We start from the raw sequence: 17,943 nt of genomic DNA, 5'->3' as shown, positions 1-17,943 counted from the left end.
GGATGCTTGCTGGACCGATGCTGGCGACGGCGCTCACAGTGCTTGCGCTCTCCACGACACCAATAACAGCGTCCGCTGCGCCGGCCTCTCTGGATCCAGATCCGTTCTACTCACAAACCGAAGCCGCAACCGGTCCCGTCGGCACACCCATCTCCGTCCGACGAGCCCCTGACCTCTTAACCTTCCCAGGATCCGCAGTCTGGCAGGTGAACTTCAGATCGCTGAACTCGGCAAACAATCCGATCGTCGCCGTCACCACCGTCATAATCCCTCCCAACCACACACCAGACGGCCCGCTGTTGTCGTATCAACACATCGTCAACGCACTGGGCACTGAATGCGCACCGTCACGAGCGCTCTACAGCTCTGACCCCAGGAGCACCTACCGTGAAGCCGTAGCACTGAACATCGCCCTTCAACGCGGCTGGGCAGTTGCGCTTCCTGACCATCTGGGTCCCACCAGCGCGTACGGCGCCGCGCGACTCGGCGGACAGATCACTCTCGACGGAATCCGCGCGGTGCAGAAGTTGCCCGAACTTGGGCTCACATCCAGTCCCGTCGGAATCGCGGGATACTCGGGCGGCGGTATGGCAACAGCGTGGGCCGCAGCGCTTGCACCGACATATGCCCCTGAAATCAACATCGTCGGCGTTGCCGAAGGCGGTGTACCCATGAATATCACCAAGATGGCAAACGCCCTAGGCCGCGATCCTCACCCGGCATTCGGTCTCGCATTTGCAGCCGCACTGGGTCTCGAACGCGAATACCCGACCGAACTGCCACTGACCAGCCAACTCAACGGTCTAGGACATGCTCTGGCTACAGACTTGACCAACGCCTGCACAACCCAACTCCTCATCACCGGAGCCGGGCGAAGCGCCCTCGACGTAGCGCTGTCGACATCGATGCTGGACAACCCCGACGCCATCAGCGTCATGAACGACAACAGCGTGGAACTCTATCCCGGAGTTCCGACGGCACCGATATACGAATGGCACAGCGCCACAGACAATCTCATTCCGGTCGACTCCGTCGTGGCAACCATGGCCCGATACTGCGCAGCAGGCGCGACCATCCAAAGCGTGTTGGGCCCCAATCTGGATCACCTGACCGTGGGAGCCATCGGGCTGCCGGCCGCGGTCGACTATCTGCAAGACCGATTTGCCGGCCGACCGGCACCGAGTAACTGCTGACATGAGCGTTCCGTGGCCAAATCTCGCTCGCGGTGGCATCGTGAAGTCATGAATGATGCGGACGATACCGGCGCAGCAGCCGAAGGTAACTACAGCCTCGATCCAGACGACCAACTGCAACCAGAAGACACTCTGATCGACCGAGGCGTTGACGACATCCTCGACGAAGGGATTTCGCCGCCTGAGCGTCCCTATGCCCTCGGCGATTCGGAAACGGGGGAGACCCTCGACGAGCGTCTTGCCGAGGAAGAACCCGACCCTGCGGCCAAGCTGGGAGATCCGTTATTCGAGCAAGGTGACGCGGAAGACGCTGTCCGCGAAGCGGAATTCCCACCGGACCGTGAAGTGGGCACACGCCGTGCGGGACGCCTTGTTGCCGAGGACGAAGGGCGATACGAGGACGAGGAAAGCAACTTGGTAGCCGAGGACGTCGGTGTTGACGGAGCGGCCGCCTCTGCGGAGGAAGCTGCGATTCACATCATCGAGGACTAGGTTGTTCGAGGGTTGACGGCTACGGCGACGTCATCACGATTGTGTGGACGTGATTTCCGCCCAGTCGTTTGCTCTCGTACATCGCGGAATCGGCGAGACGATGAAGCGCGTCGATTCCGGCTTCCTCGGCCTCCGAATCCAGCCAGCTGCCATTGTGGATCGCGATCCCGATACTTGTAGTCGATCGTGGTTCGACAACCGGTGTATTCATTGCGGGGTGGATTCGCGAGATCAGATCACCGACATCAGAGAGCGGCATGATCTGAACCACGATGAATTCGTCACCGCCGACTCTGGCAATTGCCGCATCTGCTCGCGCCCACGCGGTCAATCGATTTGCCGTTCGAATGATGACGCGATCACCGACATCATGTCCGAAAGTGTCGTTGAATTGCTTGAAATTGTCGATGTCGATGACAACCACCAATAGTGACTGGCTGATGCCGGACTTGGATCGAATCAGCTCCGCTGTACGACGAGCAAGACCGCGGCGATTGAGAAGATCTGTCAGGGGATCGAGCTCCGACCCTTGGGCGTCGTTACTCAGAAGGATCAATGCAATCTGCGTCAGGAACGGAACAACGCTGATGACGCTCACCGCAAAGAGAATTCGCCCAAAGGTATCGAAGAATGTCGTCGGTTCTTCGGTGAAAACACCGCAGCATGCTGCGACGACGATTGTGATCGAAAACAGCAGGTGAACCAGGTGAGCACGCATGTTGTGGAAGAAAGCGATATACGTGCCCATCAGCCCGAACACGAGTGATCCGAGAAGTCGCTGATCAAGATCCGCTTCGGTGAGCACGATAATGGCGATCGACACATTGCTCGCGATGACAAATTGAAGCGAACGGTTTCTGGTAGTCGTGAATACCGGGTATGCCAATCCGCCTATCAGCGCGAGTACACCGATCATCAAATCAAGCGGAATGCTGCTTACTTGATCGGATGCCGTTCCCAGTCGTTTTCCCACAACAGTGACTCCCATGGAAAAGACCATGAGGCCGATAAGTATTCGTGCGGTTTTGAGGAATCCGTTGCCACGAAGCAAACGGGTAAATCGATCAAACTGGTCAGGCATAGCAAGCCAGCGTTCGACCACTTCACGTATGGGGTTCACTGAGGACGTAGGCCTCGCGAACTCGTGAGCGGAAATTCGGGCATGCCGACAAGTTTAGTCGGTTATCGAATTTCTTAGAGCTTTCTGATCACCACCAGAAAAGCTCAATATGTCACAGTGACGTATTGAGCTGGGGGACGCGAACCCAGGCAGCTGCCGACTACTAGCCGGAATCCCGCCCAGGCCCGTCAGTATGTCTAGGTCTGGGCCAGACGGCGTTGGTTGCCATGGGCCCGTGGGTACGGGGCGTGGCGGCGCCGGCAGATCTGAGTCGGCGACCGATTCCACAGGGCCGCTGCCAGCGGGCGGGCGGACACCGACGGGATGAGTGCGTGTACGTATAGGCACAGACGGGCATCACGAGAGATTGGGTTTATTCAGGCCATCCGGCACATATCCGCAGGTCGGTAGTTTGCCGATAATCTACATTATGTCAAGTAGTGAGTACCTGAAGAACCTTCCCCCATGGATCAGACGCAGATCGAGCACGACGGTTCTGACACGCTCGTTTCCACATCTCGACCTGGAGTCGACGCAGCAACGACGGATGTTGTAGCGGACTGTCCAGGAGAATCCCGCTGACAGAATCGCCGGCCGGTTGATCTTCGAATATCGCGCGAGCCCATTCCTGAGTTGATGCTCTGGGCTCTGCGCCCTGAGCAAGTGCCGGCACGGCGCCAATTCAAGCAGCCATCGAGGCACCCGGCCCATACGAAACAAACGTCGCACCATCCGGAGCGTGCGCCCCGCGATAGAAGTTAACCGTGTTGTGAACTACGCCGCGCCGGACCTTCAGTGCACGACTACGCGGTTACAGGCGACTAGCTTTGGTACATGGATACGGTCTCGATGATGCTGGGCTCGCCTCGTGGTCGGTTCTTCTGCGCAAATAGCAAATATCGGAAATGCCTGCAGCACGCACGAGTTGGCGTCGCGTTACGGTCTGCACTCCACACTCGGCGACGTTGTTGATGTCCTCGCTAACGTGGACTTCGGAGCCGTTGCCGCACTGTCCGAAATCGAAATTCTCGACCGGTTCGCCTATGCCGTGGATTTTGCACGCTACTGGCAGCCGCCGGATGAAGAGGACATCGTGTTGGTTGTCCCCCAGGTTGTCGAGCTTCTCCGACCCATCGCGCATGCAGTCCTGGCGTCACCGCATACCCAGTGGTGGGCCGAGCCCGTCGACCTCGTCAACCAACGAATGGTTCAGAAATACGAACGTACCGATGACCCAGACGTGACGCCCCTGTGCATCCGGCAGTTCGAGGACGGGCTGGAGCAGTGGCGAGCGCACACGCTGGACTATGAAGCGACGTTCGTCGAGTATCTGAAAGCGGATCCTGACAGGCAGATCGGCGGTGAATGGTGGTCGATCCCAGCCGCGAACGGGGCTTACGACACCACTCGCGCCCGGGACGTCCTCGGAGCTATCGAGTTGATGCTCGTTGAGGACAGCCCAGGATGGAGTTTCGCTCACGTGTGGCCGGTAAGCGTCCACAGAACACCTCGGGTGTACGAGATCTCGAGTCCTGCGGACTGGGCTCACCTCGTCGACACCTATCCCCTCGCTGTACCGGCATCGCGTCGTTCCGTTTGGTACGACACCACGGGCGAGTATCACGACTGGTTCATTCCGGATTGGAGCAAGGTAGTCAACGACTACGACGCAGTTCACCTGAGCATGATCGGGTATCTCACCACTCCGGGTATCACGATTCCTCTGTCCGCCCGCTCAGGTGCCACCGTACTTGCGGGCTGGAATCCCGATACCACATTCTGGCTGAACACCAGTTTTATCACCGTCGACGGCAACATGACCGCCTGGCGCCCGAACTCTGAAAATCTCTGGGCGCCAGTCTAATCGGCTGGTGCCTGCGATCCTCGGGTGACCTCGACCGCGGCACTCATTTTCGTCAAGAACTCGCCTATCGTCGTCAATTGCGTCGGCGAAAAGGATTCCAAGACGTCGGTGGCCTGGCCGATCAGCGGTCCGAAAAATGACCACCCCAGATTCTTGGCGCTATCGGTGACATCGATGATCACGCGTCGACGGTCACTCATGTCTCGTTCTCGAACCACCAGGCCGCGTTGTTCCATACGGTCGATCAATGCTGTTACCGACGCGGAGTTCAAACCCAGTTGCTGACCCAGCCATCCCGGCGTGGCTGGTTGTCCCGCGCGTTCAGCGTCAAGAAGGCTGATCAGCGCGCGCACATCTGTGGAGTGAAGTTGATGCTGCGCTGCGAAGTTCGCACCGAACAGATCCAGCTGCACGACCAACGCCCGCAGTAGGTGCACCATCTCGTGACCGCTGGTAGTCGACTTATTCGTATCGGTCACTTCCACTCCTCCGCTCGACGCGATTAGTTCCATTGTCTATTATCTCGACTATCGAGATAAATGAGGATGGAGTTCTCAATGCCTGCATCATCGATCGATCAGTTCGCGGCAACCGATAGCGGTGCGGCCTTCTACGCTGCCTACGATTCGGTACTGTCCACCTGGCCGGACGACACAACTACTGTTGAGATCGAATCCGATTACGGCACAACTCATGTCAATGTATGCGGCCCTGAATCAGGCCCTCCGGTCGTTCTTTTACCAGGAGGTGGAGCAACATCGACCGTGTGGTTTGGCAATGTGACTGCGCTCAGCGGACAGAACAGAGTCTATGCAGTGGATCTGATGGGAGATGTCGGACGCAGCACCGCCCACGGCAAACCGATGAAGACTGTCGATGACCTGCGTGACTGGCTGAAGAGCGTCATAGACGGGCTAGACCTCGACTCCCCCAGCATCATCGGCCACTCGTACGGTGCCATGATCGCGTTGGACTACGCGCTACACAATCCCGACAGAGTGAGTCGGCTCATATTGATCGACCCCAATTCCTGCTTTGCCGGCATGAGGATGCAATACCTGGTGCATGCACTACCAATTCTTTTGCGCCCGAACGAAAAACGGGAACGGACGTTCATCGAATGGGAAACCGGTGGTGCATCGCTGGATGAGGACTGGATGTCACTCCTCACTCTTGGGGCAGCACACTTTCCAAAATCGAAGACGATTGTGCCGAAGCGCCCCGGCACGAAGAAGTTGGCGGGGTTTTCCGTCGACACCACGGTCATCCTGGCGGGACGAAGCAAAGTTCATGACAGCAGCCGAGTTGCGGCTTTGATACGTGCATCGCTCCCCCACGCGAAGACTCCGATTCTCGCTTCGGCGACACACCACGCACTTCCGATGGTGCCGGCACAAGAGCTGAACGCCGCACTGTGCTCCGCACTGGGGCGCTAGTCAGTCAGTGCTTGTGCTCTTTCACCGTAGAACAAGACAGAATATTCGCAGATCGCGGTCCGTACGATCTCGATATCTCGCACAGGCCTCACCGATTGCAACGAACCTTTCGAAGGTGCGCTCTTTCTCCGCGCCTAACAGAGGTGTCGCTTCCACCGGTACATCCACACCGCCAATGGTGACGGTGGGATGGGTGTTGACCAGCAGGTTGTTCGACCAGGCCGGGTGATGGTCCTGCCCGAAGTTGCTTCCCACGACAAACAGTTGACCGTTTTCGCGGACGTATGTCAGCGGAGTTGTGCGAGGTTGCCCGGTCTTTCGGCCGACTGTCGTCAACAGCAGAAGCGGCAATCCGAGCGGCCCGAGGATCGTGTACCGACTCTTACTGCGCTGCAAAATCCACCGATCCAACGGTGTTGCAGTACGAATGAGCCACGATCCGACCTTGCTCGACGCGAAGACGGTGACGGGTTTACGCAGTATCGGCCTGTCGTGGCTCCACCTGACGTCAGGAAACGAATCTGCCGGGTGGCTCGGATTGTCGCAATTCTTGTCCACAATCGTTCCTCGGTTCGGAATAATTCGCGCCGCTAGACGCGCTCTCCCCCGGATCCAGCTTCCTCAATTCCATCGCAGCCGATGTTTACGCACAAGGGTTCGTCAAACATGCGAAATCGTGACAGGTCGAACCCTGTTGTCTGTGCGTTGTGCCCGACTTTTTTGTGGGTTGGTGAGGTGCGCGTGGACTTGTGTTGTGTTGTTGTGCACGTTATTGACCACATACATTCGGGAAATCACGTGGTTCCGTCACCGTCCGATATAAGGCAATCGGAATAAAGAAATCAACGACAAGACGCCAATTTTTTAGCGAGCTGTCCTGTTCGATCAGCCAACCGCGATCGAAAACCGCACTATCACATGGGTTTTCTCGGAAATTGGGCCGACTGCCACTCCCCCCTGAGCGCTGCACGACACTACCTCAATCACTCCCCCAGGCTTGCCGGCGCCCGGTCCACGAGTTCCTCCCCTTCCCCGTGAACCGGCCCGACTACCCTTCAGTTGGCCGGCATCTCCCAGGGCGTGTCAGGCAGTACGTGCCCGGTCTCGAGCAGCGACTTGAGGTTGGACAGAATTGCCGGCCAGCCCCGGGAAATACTGCTGTGCGCTTCCTCGTCAGCAAGGTTTTCGTGCACTACGGTGAGGCGAACAATCGAGCCGTACGGTTCGATTGTGTACGTCACCCGGGAGGTAGTGTCCTCGCTGGGATTGTCAGGAGACGCCCATGATGTAACCAGCCGGCTCGGCGCTTCACTTTCGATGACAGTGCCCACGACATCAGCGATACCGGAACCATCGGCGCGGCGGTGCTCCCACGAGGATCCGACATTCCAGTCGGAGACGTTCTGGTGCCCCCAATACACCGCCGTGAGGTCAGCGTCGGTGAGTGCTCGCCACACCGCTTCCGGTGTGCTCTCGATGTAGGTGACGTATTTGTAGGTGGGCTTGACGGTCATTTCTGCCTCCGCATGTCGTTTGATTGCACTCAGCGCCTGAAGTCGCGAGTGTTCGAAAGTGTCAATCCATCGTTCGCGAATCTCCTCGAGTGGAACAGGATTGAGATAATGACGCTTCTCTCGACCATGGCGCACGTAGCTCACCAGATTTGCCGCCTCGAGCACGGCCAGGTGTTGGGTTGCAGACTGACGTGTCATCGTCACGCGCTCACATAACTCCCCCAGCGTCTGACCATTGTTTTCGCGCAGGCAGTCGAGAAGGAACCTGCGCGTTGGATCAGCCAGTGCTTTGAAAACCAGGTCGGTAGATGACGCCATGGACACATGATATGCAGGCAAATGACTGCATGTCTAGCGTTGTACACAAACTAATCAGTTCGAATTTCGGCAAACAACAAGGCCAAATCGAGGCCGACCGTCGAAGGCTTGAGCACTAGCGTGGAGGTAGCAACCGAAGCTTCTGTTCAGCGCCGCAGCGCTGCTGCCGAAATCGGAAGACCCGCTGCCACAAGACGGTCGCACACATCCGCTGGCGTCCCCGGAGGATTTCGCCATCCCGCTGCAGTCGCACTGACCGCCTGATGAACCCGCACCCCGTCGAGGTTGAACAAATCCATCACGAACTCGTCCGGATGCTTGGCCTCGACGCCGAATTGGGCGAGTTCGGATTCCGGAAAGTCCCGCAGATTCGCGGTGACAATGACCTGGGCTCCCGCTCGGATCGCTGCGGCAAACACATGCCGATCATTGACATCAGGCAGCGTCAGGGCGGGGATGAGTTTTCGTAACCAGTGATCAGACAATCCGGAACCGCGACATTCATCAACTCACGCAACTTGTCCAGTTTCGCGATCGGGATGTCCGGACGGTCCTGCGCCAAGTTCCCGAAAGCTTCGTCGAGAATGCGGTCTGTCCAACGGGCATGAACAAGCCCGGTCTGCGCGAGCCGTATCAACACATCTCGTAGAACATTGGGGTACAACACGTTTGCGTCGTACAACACGGTGAAGGTCACGTCAGTACAGCCCGAGCTCTTCCGTGTGAGCTGCCAACTCGTCGGCGGCACTGCGCGCGGCGCCAAGCTGAGACCGCCGATAGGCAATCAGCGACGATTCGAGGATCCGGCGATGACGCCCGACCAACCGATACTCGATCTGTCGTTCGTCGAGCAGCTTGATCACATGTGGGCGAGAGACATTGAGCATCTCGGCGGCCTGCTGCGTGGTCAACTCGGCATGCGCCGGGACGACCGTGACACCCTGCCCGGCAGCCATATTCGCCAACACATCCCGGATCAACTCGAATGCTGCACGTGGCAAATGTAGCGACTCCGCAGTGCCCGCAACCTTGAGTTCAAGCGTCTCCCCCACGTCGGGTTCGACACCGCGCAGCACCTGCAACGCCTGACGCGCCTGTTCCTGCTCGATGACACTGGAACCATCGACACCTCGAGGCCCCGGTGGTCGACTGATCTTCCATATCCTCGGCTGACGTCGAGAGGGGCTCTTCTTAAGGGTGACCGGCCCCATTCGTGAGTCGGGACTGGCTCACCACCCTGAACTCCCAGGTGATCCGAAGTTGCTGGGCGTTAAGGAGAAATTACCCGCAGCCAGAACGAAACCCAGAACGAAGTCCAACGAGGTGCCCACAAAGGAGTCGCCAAAGGAGTCGTTGACCGCTTGAGGGGCCGAGGCGCGCGCACCGATCGGCGGGATCATCATCCCTATCGGGAGGGTGCCCGCAGGTAGGTTGAGGACGGCGTTGATGTCGTAGACGGTGTTGTCGGCAGTGTTGGTCACCGAAAACGAGACGCTGCCGAAGTCGGTGACCGGACTATCTGCTGACGCGGTACCAACTGCACTGCCGAGGGTGATCGCGACAGCAAGTGCGCCGGCACCAAGCACCGAGGTGGTCCGGGACCAACGAGCGGGCGTTTCGATACCATTCACAGATGTACTCCTTTTCGTGGTGACAGCTTCCGTGCACGCGAGGCGGAGCAGCCACGAGATTGCAACCATTACCGAGGAAGATAACGGACATTCACCTCATAGCGGGGTAGTTCAACACGAAGTGTTCCGCCACTGAATGCGAAGCTGCTGCACGCATCAGGTGGCGATGGGAGCGCCGTGGCGGCTACGACAGGTACGGCACCAGCGGCAGGTTGAAGAACCAGTTGGCCAGACCGACGAAGATCGGCTCGAGCCACGGCCGGACCTGCGGACCCATCCACCAGTACGGGTCCGGTCCACCCGGCGAGGCGGCAGCGAACCCACCGCCGAGGAACAGTGCCAGGACAACGGTGGCGACGACAGTCAGAACCCGCGCTCGTGTCATACCGGGGGTATCGCGCGGCAGTCCTCTGTCCGTTACCGGCGCACCCACCAGTAACTCAAAGGCGGTCGGTTTCGAGTCCTTCTGAACGCAGGTCCAGCGGAGCTGCCGTACATGATCAACGAGAAAGCTGAGAAAGCAAGTAGAGAACTTCCTTAAGCATGCGCGGAGGTGCGCTGCGCGTCACCGAGTGCGGTCCGCGCGCGGCGGGTGAAATACGTCAGTCGGGCGCGTGCCAGCGAAATTCCGCGCAGCTCCTGTCCTGCCCTGATCGAGAGTCGATCACGATCGAGGAACAGCGGAACCATGACCAGATCCCGGTAGAGCGAGTGCATGCGCGGGTGATCCGCCAACCACAGCGTCCATCGCCACCACAGACGTGCCGACGCAGTTACGCCGACAACGCTTGTGTCGAAGACTGATTCCACGGCTGCCAACTGCACGTTCACGGCCCGGCGAACGTCGCGCGCCATCGGGCGGTTCACCAATGCGTGGCCGATCGACGGATCATGAGCAAGTAGATATCCGACGTCGAAAATACTGTTCAGCGCTAGATCAGCGCGTACCAATGCCCGGTCGGCAAGGCGGGCATGGGAGATAACGTGCAGGGCCACATCGTCAAGCGCGAGTTTCGCGCCGGCCGACGACACGATGTTCTGCACCGCACGCTCTCGGGTGAGCGCGTGTCGGGCAAAGCGCGGCAGAAGGTGTGAGTGGATTTCGACGGAACCATGTCGATCGTCTCGAAGCAGCGCTGGTTCCTGATGGTCGTCGTGATCGATGGAATCTGCGGACACCTCGTCGGAGCGCACCATGCGGTATCCGTGGTCGATGATCGCGTCGTTGGCGGGGACCGCGTGAGCAAGGTCCACGACAAGCAGATCTATGTCGGTCATCCGCCGCGCCGCGGGATTGGGCCAGATGTTGCGTTCGAGTAACGCCGCGCCTTTGAGTGCAACAGTGGGAAACCCCTTGTCGCGCAGCATCTCCTGAAGTTCAGCCCGCTGAGATTCCAGATCGGCGATTCGCAGCGTATTGCGATGATGCACCAGGCTCAGTGTCAATTGTGGGCTGGATACGTCGGCGGTCGATGTTGCCAGCATCGTTGCAAAACTCGGAGACAGAATCGAGGCGAACTCAGCGTCGACAGCGGCCGCGGCGAGTAGCGGTAGCGCCTTGTGCCGCGCGGCAACGTCGATAAGACGCGGCCAGTCGTCATCACTACATGAACGGATGACCTCAGCGCCGTCCTCGGCGTCGAGCATCGCGATCAGATACTGCGTGTCACGCACGACGCCACCAATTCCTCGACGGCCGCGATCCCGGAATCCAGGTGCTGGCGGGTCAAACTGAAGCACGCCGTATTCGACAACAGCGCTGCGATGTTTCGGAGCGTCAGCCGGTGATTGTCTGACCACAGTGCGGATTGTTCGGCCAGCGATTGCAAAGCTACGGCGGTGGGCATTGGCTCAACACGCGTCGTGTCGCTCCACCCCTCGAGGATCAACAGCACATCGATCCCCCGCAACCCGGCCACAACGTCAGGTGGCGTGGGCAATGATGTCGGGTCAAGTGCCCACACCGGGGGTTCATACGGCAGATGCAGCAGCTCGCGGCTGCTGATCTCCGGCAATACATCGAACGTGCCCGCCTTGACGTGGACGCGGCGCGGTAGACCGACAGCTTCTTCACCTCGGATGAAGACGCCCTCGTCCGCGTGAAGCTGTGCGCCCCGCAGGGCGAGCGCCAACGAAAGCGTGGTCTTCCCTGCCCCCGAGTGCCCGGCAATCGCCACCCGCACGCCGCCACAATCCACCAGAGCAGCGTGCAACCGCGTCCACTGGTCGATGCGAGCCGCGGTCATGACATCGCGGTGCACGGTGCGATAGATACTCTCGGCGGCCTGCAGACCGTCGAGTCCGACCAGGTTTTCACGGGTCGCATCGATTGTGGAGCGGATGGTCGCATCCCATCGCCCTGGCACCGATTCGCTGGGCACAACGTGCGCGTCTACCCGGTGGTTCGCAGACCACGGGCTGGCAACCTTGTGTTCGACGACGCGAACTTCGGGAACCGCGGTGCCCGTGACGTGTGCGTCGACCCATAGGTACTGCGAACGGATGTTCTCCGCACCGCCAGCTGTCACCTAGGACCTCACACCAACAACCGTGACGTGTTCAGCTGTCCGTACGTTTCAACTACCACGGATTGCGCTTCAGCAGTGGGGATTTCGAGGACTTCGGCGACAGCGTCGACTATGTCGCCGACAGTCCGCCCGTCGCACAGTTCCCAGACCAAGGTCGCAACGGGATTGAGGTGATGTGCTACCTCGCTGGAGCTGTCGTAGAGAACAACTCCGTCAGCGAGATCATTGCTTTCCACGCTGTGTGCGCGCTGCGGCCGGGTGTCTACGAGCAATTCGGTCAAGGGAGCCTCCCGCGGATGTGTTGTGCAATCAGAGAGTGAAGCGTCGTGAGTATTCGGATTCGAGTGCGCCTGAACGGAGCAAGGTCCGGTTGGTGGCGATACCTGGCGACAACGACAAGCAGGTCAGTATGCCCGACGCGCCGGCATCCACTACAAACTCAGCGAGGGAACGATATCGACCAGCCCACTGCGCAAAATCGGCGGATTGCGATTCAGGATCGGGAATGGCGACAAGTAGCGTCTCGTACGCACGAGAATTCACAAGTACCGCATGCACCCCGCGGTTTTCCGCGCTGACTCGAATCAATGACGAATCACCAAAAAGGGTTCCGTCCTGTGACTTCGGATCATGGCCGAGATGCACCACGTCCCACTCGAGATTGTCGAGTTCACTGCGTGCTGAGTCGAGTATCGACGACGACACATCGAGCAGATCGAGATTGTCGGCCGCGACGAGAACCGAACCCCATTCTTTCTCTGCTGCCCGTGTGATGGCACGACGCCAGGAGACCGCAAATCCGATTGCCGGGTTCGCGCGGTCCTCGCACGCCGAAATTCTCTCTACCCCAGCGGTGTTCGCGAGTCGATTGAACTTCCGCCACGAGTGCGACCAGCTTTCCCGGTCCGTATCGAGATTTACCAGGGCCACTCCCATGGTGGCCGCAGGGTCATCCCCGGAGAGTGCCCGGCGGCGTGCCAGATCGCGTTTCAGCGTTACAACGCTCGCCCCCTCAGAGACGAGCCAAACCGGCAAGGAGAACTCACCCTCACCCATGCGGGTGATGTAGTCGGACAGGCGGTCACGCAAACGCTCGTAGGCACTACTGCGCACGATCAACACTGCACCGGACACGTCGTTTTCGGCCCCGTGGATGACTGCACAATTGACGTCTTCGGCGAGATCGATCATGACGTTTCGAAGTTTGTAGGGCAGCGCACCGTCGATGACGTTGTGTTCCGACAGGAAGACCACGGACTTCCAGCCCAACAGAATCGCCTTGTCGATTCCTGCGACAAACGCACCCGCCGGTCGCCACGGATCCTCGGTGTCTTCCGCGGGCACCACTCGGTGCACTGCCACATCGACCGACTCGGCCTCGGCTAGGCACGACCGCCATGGCGCGACGCGGCGATCGTCACTCAGGACGAGCAGACCACCGAAGATCAGCTCAGGCTTCTGCACGCTCCGCTCGGCGCGCTCACGAATGCTCGGGTACGAGTTACCCAGATGTTTGGAGAACTGACGGTGTACCGACTCGACATCCCAACCGATCTCCTGCCAACCGAGGAGGTAATTGTGAATCCGATCGTCCCAGTTGATGCGATACGGCACCCCGGCCGGGCGTTCGAATCGGTGCAACCAGCCGAATGACGGCAAGCACACCACCTTCCCGCCGTTGATCCGGAATTTTTCGTGAATATAGCCCTCTTCACCACCAAACCCGGTGAAGTGCGAGTTCAGTCCGGGCCACGCCTCACGTCGACACGCAAACGACCCCAAACCTTGCATGGGGATCTCGAATGGAACGTCGGGGTTTTCCTTCGCCCGCGGATCGACACCCCAGGCGCCGAACATCCCTCGCCGCCAGACCGGCTCCATGTGTGTGGCCGCGATGTGTGACGAGTCCTGCGACAGCATCGGACCCTGGATCAGATCAGCTGTTTCAGGATGCGCGTCGAAATAGTCCAGCAGCGACTCCAATGACCCAGGAGACAGGATCACGTGGGAATCGAGCACCAAGACGTACTTTCCAGTTGCCTTGCGGAACAGCACATCCCGAACGGCAGTCGAACGTACCTCCGTGAACGGTATATAGCGGAACCGGTCCACGTACTTCGCGAAGGATTCGAGCATCGGTGCCGGCAACCCCTCGGGGAAATTGTCCAACAACACGAACTCGACTCGATCGAGGACTTCACGATGGTGAGTCAATATCGAGTGGATCGTGAAATACGCGCCATCGAAATCGTCATACGTCGCAATTGCAATCGTCAGATCCACTGGTTTCCCGTGAGGCGGTGTCTCCTTCACCTTCACGGTGCCCGCGCTCTGAAGTTTTTTCAGAGCGCGGTGCAGCGCGGCATCGAACTCACTCATCGTGTGGGTAGCCCCTCGTAATCGACAAGGATCAGGTCGGCTCGGTGGGATTTGTGGGTACTGTCGGGATTGTAGGTTCGGTCGGGTCAGTCGGAGCTGTTGGCTCGGTGGGGTTGGTGGGTCCCGCCGGGATGGTGGGTTCCGTCGGCACCGTGGTGGTTGTTGTGCCGCCCGAACCCGAGGAACTCCCCGATGATCCCGAGCTACCCGAACTGGATCCCGATGAGCCGGAAGATCCGGAACTACCTGACGAACCCGACGACCCCGAAGAACCAGAGCTACCCGAAGATCCCGAAGACCCGGAACTGCCGGGCTGACCGGATCCGCTGTCGCCCTGACCCGGCTGGCTGCCTTGACCGCCTTGGCCGTTCTGTCCTTGCTGACCACGATTCGGCAGACCCGACAAGTTCGGTGTGTCTCCCGATGCAAATGCCGGTGCGGCACCACCCAGGCTGATGGACGTCACTACCGGAACTGTGACCGCAGAAGCTGCAAGCACAGTTTTCACAAATTTCCGTCGATCTACCGGAACAGTCTGAAAAGCATCGCCACCCACGGGTGTCCTCCCGAATCCATTCATTCACGCTCAATCGACCTGTTTGCGACAAAGCTAGCATCCATCTAGCGAACAAACCGACCCAAAACGCTGATTTTGGTCGAATTCAGCAATCTTTTCTAATCCCTCTGCGGGTTTCGTTCGATTACCGAACCAATCCTCAATTCTCCCTATGTCGTAATTGTCCGATTCTGCGAATGGGGATTCCCTGGACGCCGATTGAACGTTCGGGCAGAAGCTCATCATCGCGAATCACCCTTGTAGATACGCTGTTTCAGGCACGATGCCGTTTCCCCTGTGGACCAAGAGGGGCGTCAGCTCAGCCAAACAGTCGAAGCGCTTACCGCGTCGCGACAAGAATCATGCGTTCGGTACACCGGACCGCCACGGCACTCACATCTGTAAGAACTGCATACTTTCGGCAACGCCGCTGGCAAACCATCAGAGATAACTGACCGACCAATGCGATAGCTGGCCCGTCGCGATCCGCGCTTCCAATCGGACCGTAGCCGGAACCCGTAATTCACAGTGCGCTCCGGCGCGCCAAGACGGGGTTATGCCGACGAATCCACGGCACATCAGTACCGTGATGTGAGCGAGCCAACTTTTGGCATTAAAAGGAGAGGGTCAACACATGGACTTGGCAGCAATTGGTGTGGGCGTCGGGTACGCGTCTGTCGCGTTGTCGATCTTGGTTTTCGTAGGCGGTTGTATCGCCCTGTTCATCCTGTCGATTCGGCAGTAAACCGGCGCTCTCGCGCTCGGCGCGATCATCCAGCCGTTCCTACTTGTCCGATGCGGCAAGTAGGACGCTGGGGACACTTCACTTGATCGATTCTTGATCGATTCCGGAAGAGTCGGACATCTTGCGGACTCGCAGAGAACCTCAGCGTAGGTGGGACTACCGTAGAACCGTCGTCTACAACTCGAGGAGCACGGAATGAGCATCCAGTCGGTTGAATCGCACCGCCACCGCGTCGTGGTGATCGGTTCCGGCTTCGGTGGATTGTTCGGCACACAGGCTCTCAAAAAAGCCGATGCCGAAATCACGATGATTGCGCGCACCACCCATCATCTTTTCCAACCCCTTCTCTACCAGGTAGCCACGGGAATTCTGTCCGTCGGCGATATCGCGCCGGCAACCCGATTAGTACTCCGCAAGCAGAAAAATGCGCAGGTACTGCTCGGTGAGGTCGAGACGATCGACTTGGAGAAGAAGACCGTAACTTCACGGCTGTTGGAACGGGTTACCGTGACGCCGTTCGACAGTTTGATCGTCGCTGCGGGCGCCGGACAGTCGTACTTCGGAAACGATCACTTTGCCGAATTCGCGCCAGGTATGAAAACAATCGATGACGCGCTCGAGCTTCGCGGTCGTATCCTGGGCGCGTTCGAGCAGGCAGAACTGTCGGACGATCCCGCCGAGCGCGCACGCCTGCTCACGTTTGTTGTTGTCGGCGCAGGCCCGACGGGTGTTGAGCTCGCGGGTCAGATCGCGGAATTGTCGCGTCGCACCCTCGATGGCGCATTCCGGAAGATCGATCCCCGTGAGGCTCGGGTAGTTCTCCTTGACGGTGCGCCCGCTGTGCTTCCGGTCTACGGCGGCAAGCTGAGCCGCAAGGCCGCAGAAACGCTCGAGGGCCTCGGTGTCGAGATTCAGTTGGATGCCATGGTCACTGACGTCGACAACGACGGACTGATCATCAAGGAGAAGGACGGCACACTGCGCCGCATCGAGTCGCAGTGCAAAGTGTGGTCGGCCGGTGTTCAGGCGAGCCCTCTCGGCAAGCAGCTGGCAGAGCAGAGCGGCGGCGAGACAGACCGCGCCGGTCGGGTCATGGTCAACCCGGATCTGTCGCTGCCGGGTCATCCCAACGTGTTTGTTGTCGGCGACATGATGTCGCTGGACAAATTGCCGGGCTTGGCGCAGGTTGCGATGCAGGGCGGCAAGTACGCTGCCAAGCAGATCAAAGCCGAGATCGACGGACAGGCACCCACTACTCGCGTTCCGTTCAAGTACTTCGACAAGGGAAGTATGGCCACCATTTCGCGATTCAGCGCGGTGGCAAAGGTGGGCAAGCTCGAAATCAGCGGTTTCATCGGCTGGGTGGCGTGGTTGGCCATCCACCTGTTGTATCTGGTCGGTTTCCGCTCACGTGTGTCCACGATCCTGTCGTGGACGGTGACGTTCTTCGGCCGTGGCCGTGCTCAGATGGCGTCGACCGAGCAGCAGGTGTTCGCGCGAAATGCCATGGGCGAGTTGGAGAAACACAACAAATCCAAGGCGGCGGTCGAGAGCGGAAAAGGCAAACCTGAACAGGCTGCCGGCTGAGCCTCTCGATTGACACGGAAAACGGCGGTGGAATCTGATTCCACCGCCGTTTGTTGTTCTCAGGCCTCGCCGTCGTCAGTTGCCGATCGCTGAGGTGTCCGTGATGTTCGCAAGGCGTACTTGCCCCTTGGACACCAGTCGACCTTGCTCATCGGTGATGCGCACCTCCCACAACTGGGATGTACGACCGCGATGAATCGGGTTGGCCTCCGCGGTCAGCGTCCCTTCGCGTGTCGCGCGCAGGAAATCGGTGTTGTTGTTGACGCCGACAACGTGTCCGCGCTCCCCCAGCCACACCGTGCCGCCGATGCTGGCCAATGATTCCACTACGGAGCAGTACACGCCGCCGTGCTGGATACCGGCCGGCTGGTGAAGCGTCGGCTTGACCGTCCACTGAGCGCGAACTCGATCTGGTGTCACGTCGGTGTATTCCAGCCCGATGGTGGCGTCGAAACCGGTTCCCAGCAAGCTCTTCATGTCTGCGATGTCAGCTGTGTCGGACATGCCTTCTCCATCTGTGTTTCCCGTGGCGCCGGTGCGGCGGCCGCTGACTACTTGCCTACACCAGCCGTAACTCGAG

At 59.2% G+C, this 17,943-nt stretch carries 20 protein-coding genes and 1 pseudogene; 6 read left to right on the top strand and 15 right to left on the bottom strand.

Translation table 11 applies throughout. The features are described from left to right. Positions 1-2: 2 nt before the first annotated feature. Together FEZ60_RS03600 and FEZ60_RS03595 are read left to right on the top strand one after the other, a co-directional pair. Entirely contained in the window at positions 3-1,193 is a 1,191-nt protein-coding gene (locus tag FEZ60_RS03600; RefSeq protein ID WP_116103273.1) for a lipase family protein, read from the top strand. Between the two features lie 48 nt (positions 1,194-1,241). After that, positions 1,242-1,685 (top strand): DUF5709 domain-containing protein, encoded by a 444-nt coding sequence (locus FEZ60_RS03595; RefSeq protein ID WP_033232036.1) that lies wholly within the window; start codon positions 1,242-1,244, stop codon positions 1,683-1,685. Positions 1,686-1,704: 19 nt separating this feature from the next. Here the strand turns inward: FEZ60_RS03595 and FEZ60_RS03590 are convergent, their stop codons facing one another. Both FEZ60_RS03590 and FEZ60_RS33050 read right to left on the bottom strand, forming a co-directional pair. Continuing rightward, on the bottom strand, positions 1,705-2,673 hold the full coding sequence (locus FEZ60_RS03590; RefSeq protein ID WP_242484375.1) for a GGDEF domain-containing protein: 969 nt from the start codon (positions 2,671-2,673) through the stop codon (positions 1,705-1,707). 565 nt (positions 2,674-3,238) lie between these two features. Then, positions 3,239-3,487: pseudogene (locus tag FEZ60_RS33050) on the bottom strand (hypothetical protein); the annotation flags it as partial. Positions 3,488-3,673: 186 nt separating this feature from the next. Between FEZ60_RS33050 and FEZ60_RS03585 the strand changes: the two are divergent. Beyond that, on the top strand, positions 3,674-4,669 hold the full coding sequence (locus FEZ60_RS03585) for a hypothetical protein (RefSeq protein WP_242484374.1): 996 nt from the start codon (positions 3,674-3,676) through the stop codon (positions 4,667-4,669). Here FEZ60_RS03585 and FEZ60_RS03580 read toward each other — a convergent pair. Continuing rightward, positions 4,666-5,109 (bottom strand): MarR family winged helix-turn-helix transcriptional regulator, encoded by a 444-nt coding sequence (locus FEZ60_RS03580; protein ID WP_033232226.1) that lies wholly within the window; start codon positions 5,107-5,109, stop codon positions 4,666-4,668. The two genes, FEZ60_RS03585 and FEZ60_RS03580, sit on opposite strands and share 4 nt — an antisense overlap. 192 nt (positions 5,110-5,301) lie before the next feature. On the opposite strand from FEZ60_RS03580, the gene FEZ60_RS03575 reads away from it, so the two are divergent. Continuing rightward, positions 5,302-6,105: an alpha/beta hydrolase gene (locus FEZ60_RS03575; protein ID WP_346343327.1), complete on the top strand. Its 804-nt coding sequence runs from the start codon at positions 5,302-5,304 to the stop codon at positions 6,103-6,105. A 21-nt stretch (positions 6,106-6,126) separates the two neighbouring features. On the opposite strand, the gene FEZ60_RS03570 is transcribed toward FEZ60_RS03575, so the two are convergent. The 11 genes from FEZ60_RS03570 to FEZ60_RS03520 form a co-directional block, all read right to left on the bottom strand. Beyond that, positions 6,127-6,663, bottom strand: a complete 537-nt coding sequence (locus FEZ60_RS03570) for a nitroreductase/quinone reductase family protein (RefSeq protein WP_172935519.1) — start codon at positions 6,661-6,663, stop codon at positions 6,127-6,129. Between the two features lie 497 nt (positions 6,664-7,160). Then, on the bottom strand, positions 7,161-7,919 hold the full coding sequence (locus FEZ60_RS03565; RefSeq protein WP_202025714.1) for a metalloregulator ArsR/SmtB family transcription factor: 759 nt from the start codon (positions 7,917-7,919) through the stop codon (positions 7,161-7,163). Positions 7,920-8,083: 164 nt separating this feature from the next. Next, positions 8,084-8,422, bottom strand: coding sequence for a hypothetical protein (locus FEZ60_RS03560; RefSeq protein ID WP_207185749.1), 339 nt, complete (start codon positions 8,420-8,422; stop codon positions 8,084-8,086). Continuing rightward, entirely contained in the window at positions 8,383-8,634 is a 252-nt protein-coding gene (locus FEZ60_RS03555) for a hypothetical protein (RefSeq protein WP_172935516.1), read from the bottom strand. The genes FEZ60_RS03560 and FEZ60_RS03555 overlap by 40 nt, the downstream gene beginning before the upstream one ends. Position 8,635: 1 nt before the next feature. Next, positions 8,636-9,148, bottom strand: coding sequence for a helix-turn-helix domain-containing protein (locus FEZ60_RS03550; RefSeq protein WP_172935515.1), 513 nt, complete (start codon positions 9,146-9,148; stop codon positions 8,636-8,638). Between the two features lie 18 nt (positions 9,149-9,166). After that, positions 9,167-9,568 carry a hypothetical protein gene (locus tag FEZ60_RS03545; RefSeq protein ID WP_092807956.1) on the bottom strand — a complete coding sequence of 134 codons (402 nt, stop codon included), beginning with the start codon at positions 9,566-9,568 and terminating at the stop codon, positions 9,167-9,169. A gap of 184 nt (positions 9,569-9,752) precedes the next feature. Continuing rightward, positions 9,753-9,953, bottom strand: a complete 201-nt coding sequence (locus tag FEZ60_RS03540; protein ID WP_045067746.1) for a hypothetical protein — start codon at positions 9,951-9,953, stop codon at positions 9,753-9,755. A 152-nt stretch (positions 9,954-10,105) separates the two neighbouring features. Continuing rightward, complete coding sequence (locus FEZ60_RS03535) at positions 10,106-11,242, bottom strand: nucleotidyltransferase family protein (RefSeq protein ID WP_141485733.1); 1,137 nt, start codon at positions 11,240-11,242, stop codon at positions 10,106-10,108. After that, the gene (locus tag FEZ60_RS03530) at positions 11,221-12,096 is read right to left on the bottom strand and encodes a hypothetical protein (RefSeq protein ID WP_242484373.1); all 876 of its coding nucleotides are present in this window, start codon (positions 12,094-12,096) and stop codon (positions 11,221-11,223) included. The genes FEZ60_RS03535 and FEZ60_RS03530 overlap by 22 nt, the downstream gene beginning before the upstream one ends. A gap of 8 nt (positions 12,097-12,104) precedes the next feature. Then, positions 12,105-12,377 carry a PqqD family protein gene (locus FEZ60_RS03525; RefSeq protein WP_033232043.1) on the bottom strand — a complete coding sequence of 91 codons (273 nt, stop codon included), beginning with the start codon at positions 12,375-12,377 and terminating at the stop codon, positions 12,105-12,107. Positions 12,378-12,405: 28 nt separating this feature from the next. After that, positions 12,406-14,475: a glycosyltransferase family 2 protein gene (locus FEZ60_RS03520; protein ID WP_172935514.1), complete on the bottom strand. Its 2,070-nt coding sequence runs from the start codon at positions 14,473-14,475 to the stop codon at positions 12,406-12,408. Between the two features lie 107 nt (positions 14,476-14,582). On the opposite strand from FEZ60_RS03520, the gene FEZ60_RS03515 reads away from it, so the two are divergent. Together FEZ60_RS03515 and FEZ60_RS03510 are read left to right on the top strand one after the other, a co-directional pair. After that, complete coding sequence (locus FEZ60_RS03515) at positions 14,583-14,792, top strand: hypothetical protein (RefSeq protein WP_218020267.1); 210 nt, start codon at positions 14,583-14,585, stop codon at positions 14,790-14,792. Between the two features lie 1,179 nt (positions 14,793-15,971). Continuing rightward, entirely contained in the window at positions 15,972-17,363 is a 1,392-nt protein-coding gene (locus FEZ60_RS03510; RefSeq protein WP_045067742.1) for an NAD(P)/FAD-dependent oxidoreductase, read from the top strand. A 75-nt stretch (positions 17,364-17,438) separates the two neighbouring features. On the opposite strand, the gene FEZ60_RS03505 is transcribed toward FEZ60_RS03510, so the two are convergent. Continuing rightward, complete coding sequence (locus FEZ60_RS03505; protein ID WP_033232047.1) at positions 17,439-17,867, bottom strand: PaaI family thioesterase; 429 nt, start codon at positions 17,865-17,867, stop codon at positions 17,439-17,441. Positions 17,868-17,943 lie beyond the last annotated feature (76 nt).

The organism is Rhodococcus sp. MS16, assembly GCF_013277795.1.
GTDB lineage: Bacteria > Actinomycetota > Actinomycetes > Mycobacteriales > Mycobacteriaceae > Rhodococcus_F > Rhodococcus_F globerula.
This window is presented reverse-complemented; position numbering and strand designations above follow the sequence as displayed.

Excerpts from the sequence above, each read along its gene's own strand:
- FEZ60_RS03600 (WP_116103273.1), top strand. The coding sequence starts at position 3 with ATGCTTGCTGGACCGATGCTGGCGACGGCGCTCACAGTGCTTGCGCTC.
- FEZ60_RS03595 (WP_033232036.1), top strand. The coding sequence starts at position 1,242 with ATGAATGATGCGGACGATACCGGCGCAGCAGCCGAAGGTAACTACAGC.
- FEZ60_RS03590 (WP_242484375.1), bottom strand. The coding sequence starts at position 2,673 with ATGGGAGTCACTGTTGTGGGAAAACGACTGGGAACGGCATCCGATCAA.
- FEZ60_RS03580 (WP_033232226.1), bottom strand. The coding sequence starts at position 5,109 with ATGGTGCACCTACTGCGGGCGTTGGTCGTGCAGCTGGATCTGTTCGGT.
- FEZ60_RS03550 (WP_172935515.1), bottom strand. The coding sequence starts at position 9,148 with ATGGGGCCGGTCACCCTTAAGAAGAGCCCCTCTCGACGTCAGCCGAGG.
- FEZ60_RS03540 (WP_045067746.1), bottom strand. The coding sequence starts at position 9,953 with ATGACACGAGCGCGGGTTCTGACTGTCGTCGCCACCGTTGTCCTGGCA.
- FEZ60_RS03520 (WP_172935514.1), bottom strand. The coding sequence starts at position 14,475 with ATGAGTGAGTTCGATGCCGCGCTGCACCGCGCTCTGAAAAAACTTCAG.
- FEZ60_RS03510 (WP_045067742.1), top strand. The coding sequence starts at position 15,972 with ATGAGCATCCAGTCGGTTGAATCGCACCGCCACCGCGTCGTGGTGATC.
- FEZ60_RS03505 (WP_033232047.1), bottom strand. The coding sequence starts at position 17,867 with ATGTCCGACACAGCTGACATCGCAGACATGAAGAGCTTGCTGGGAACC.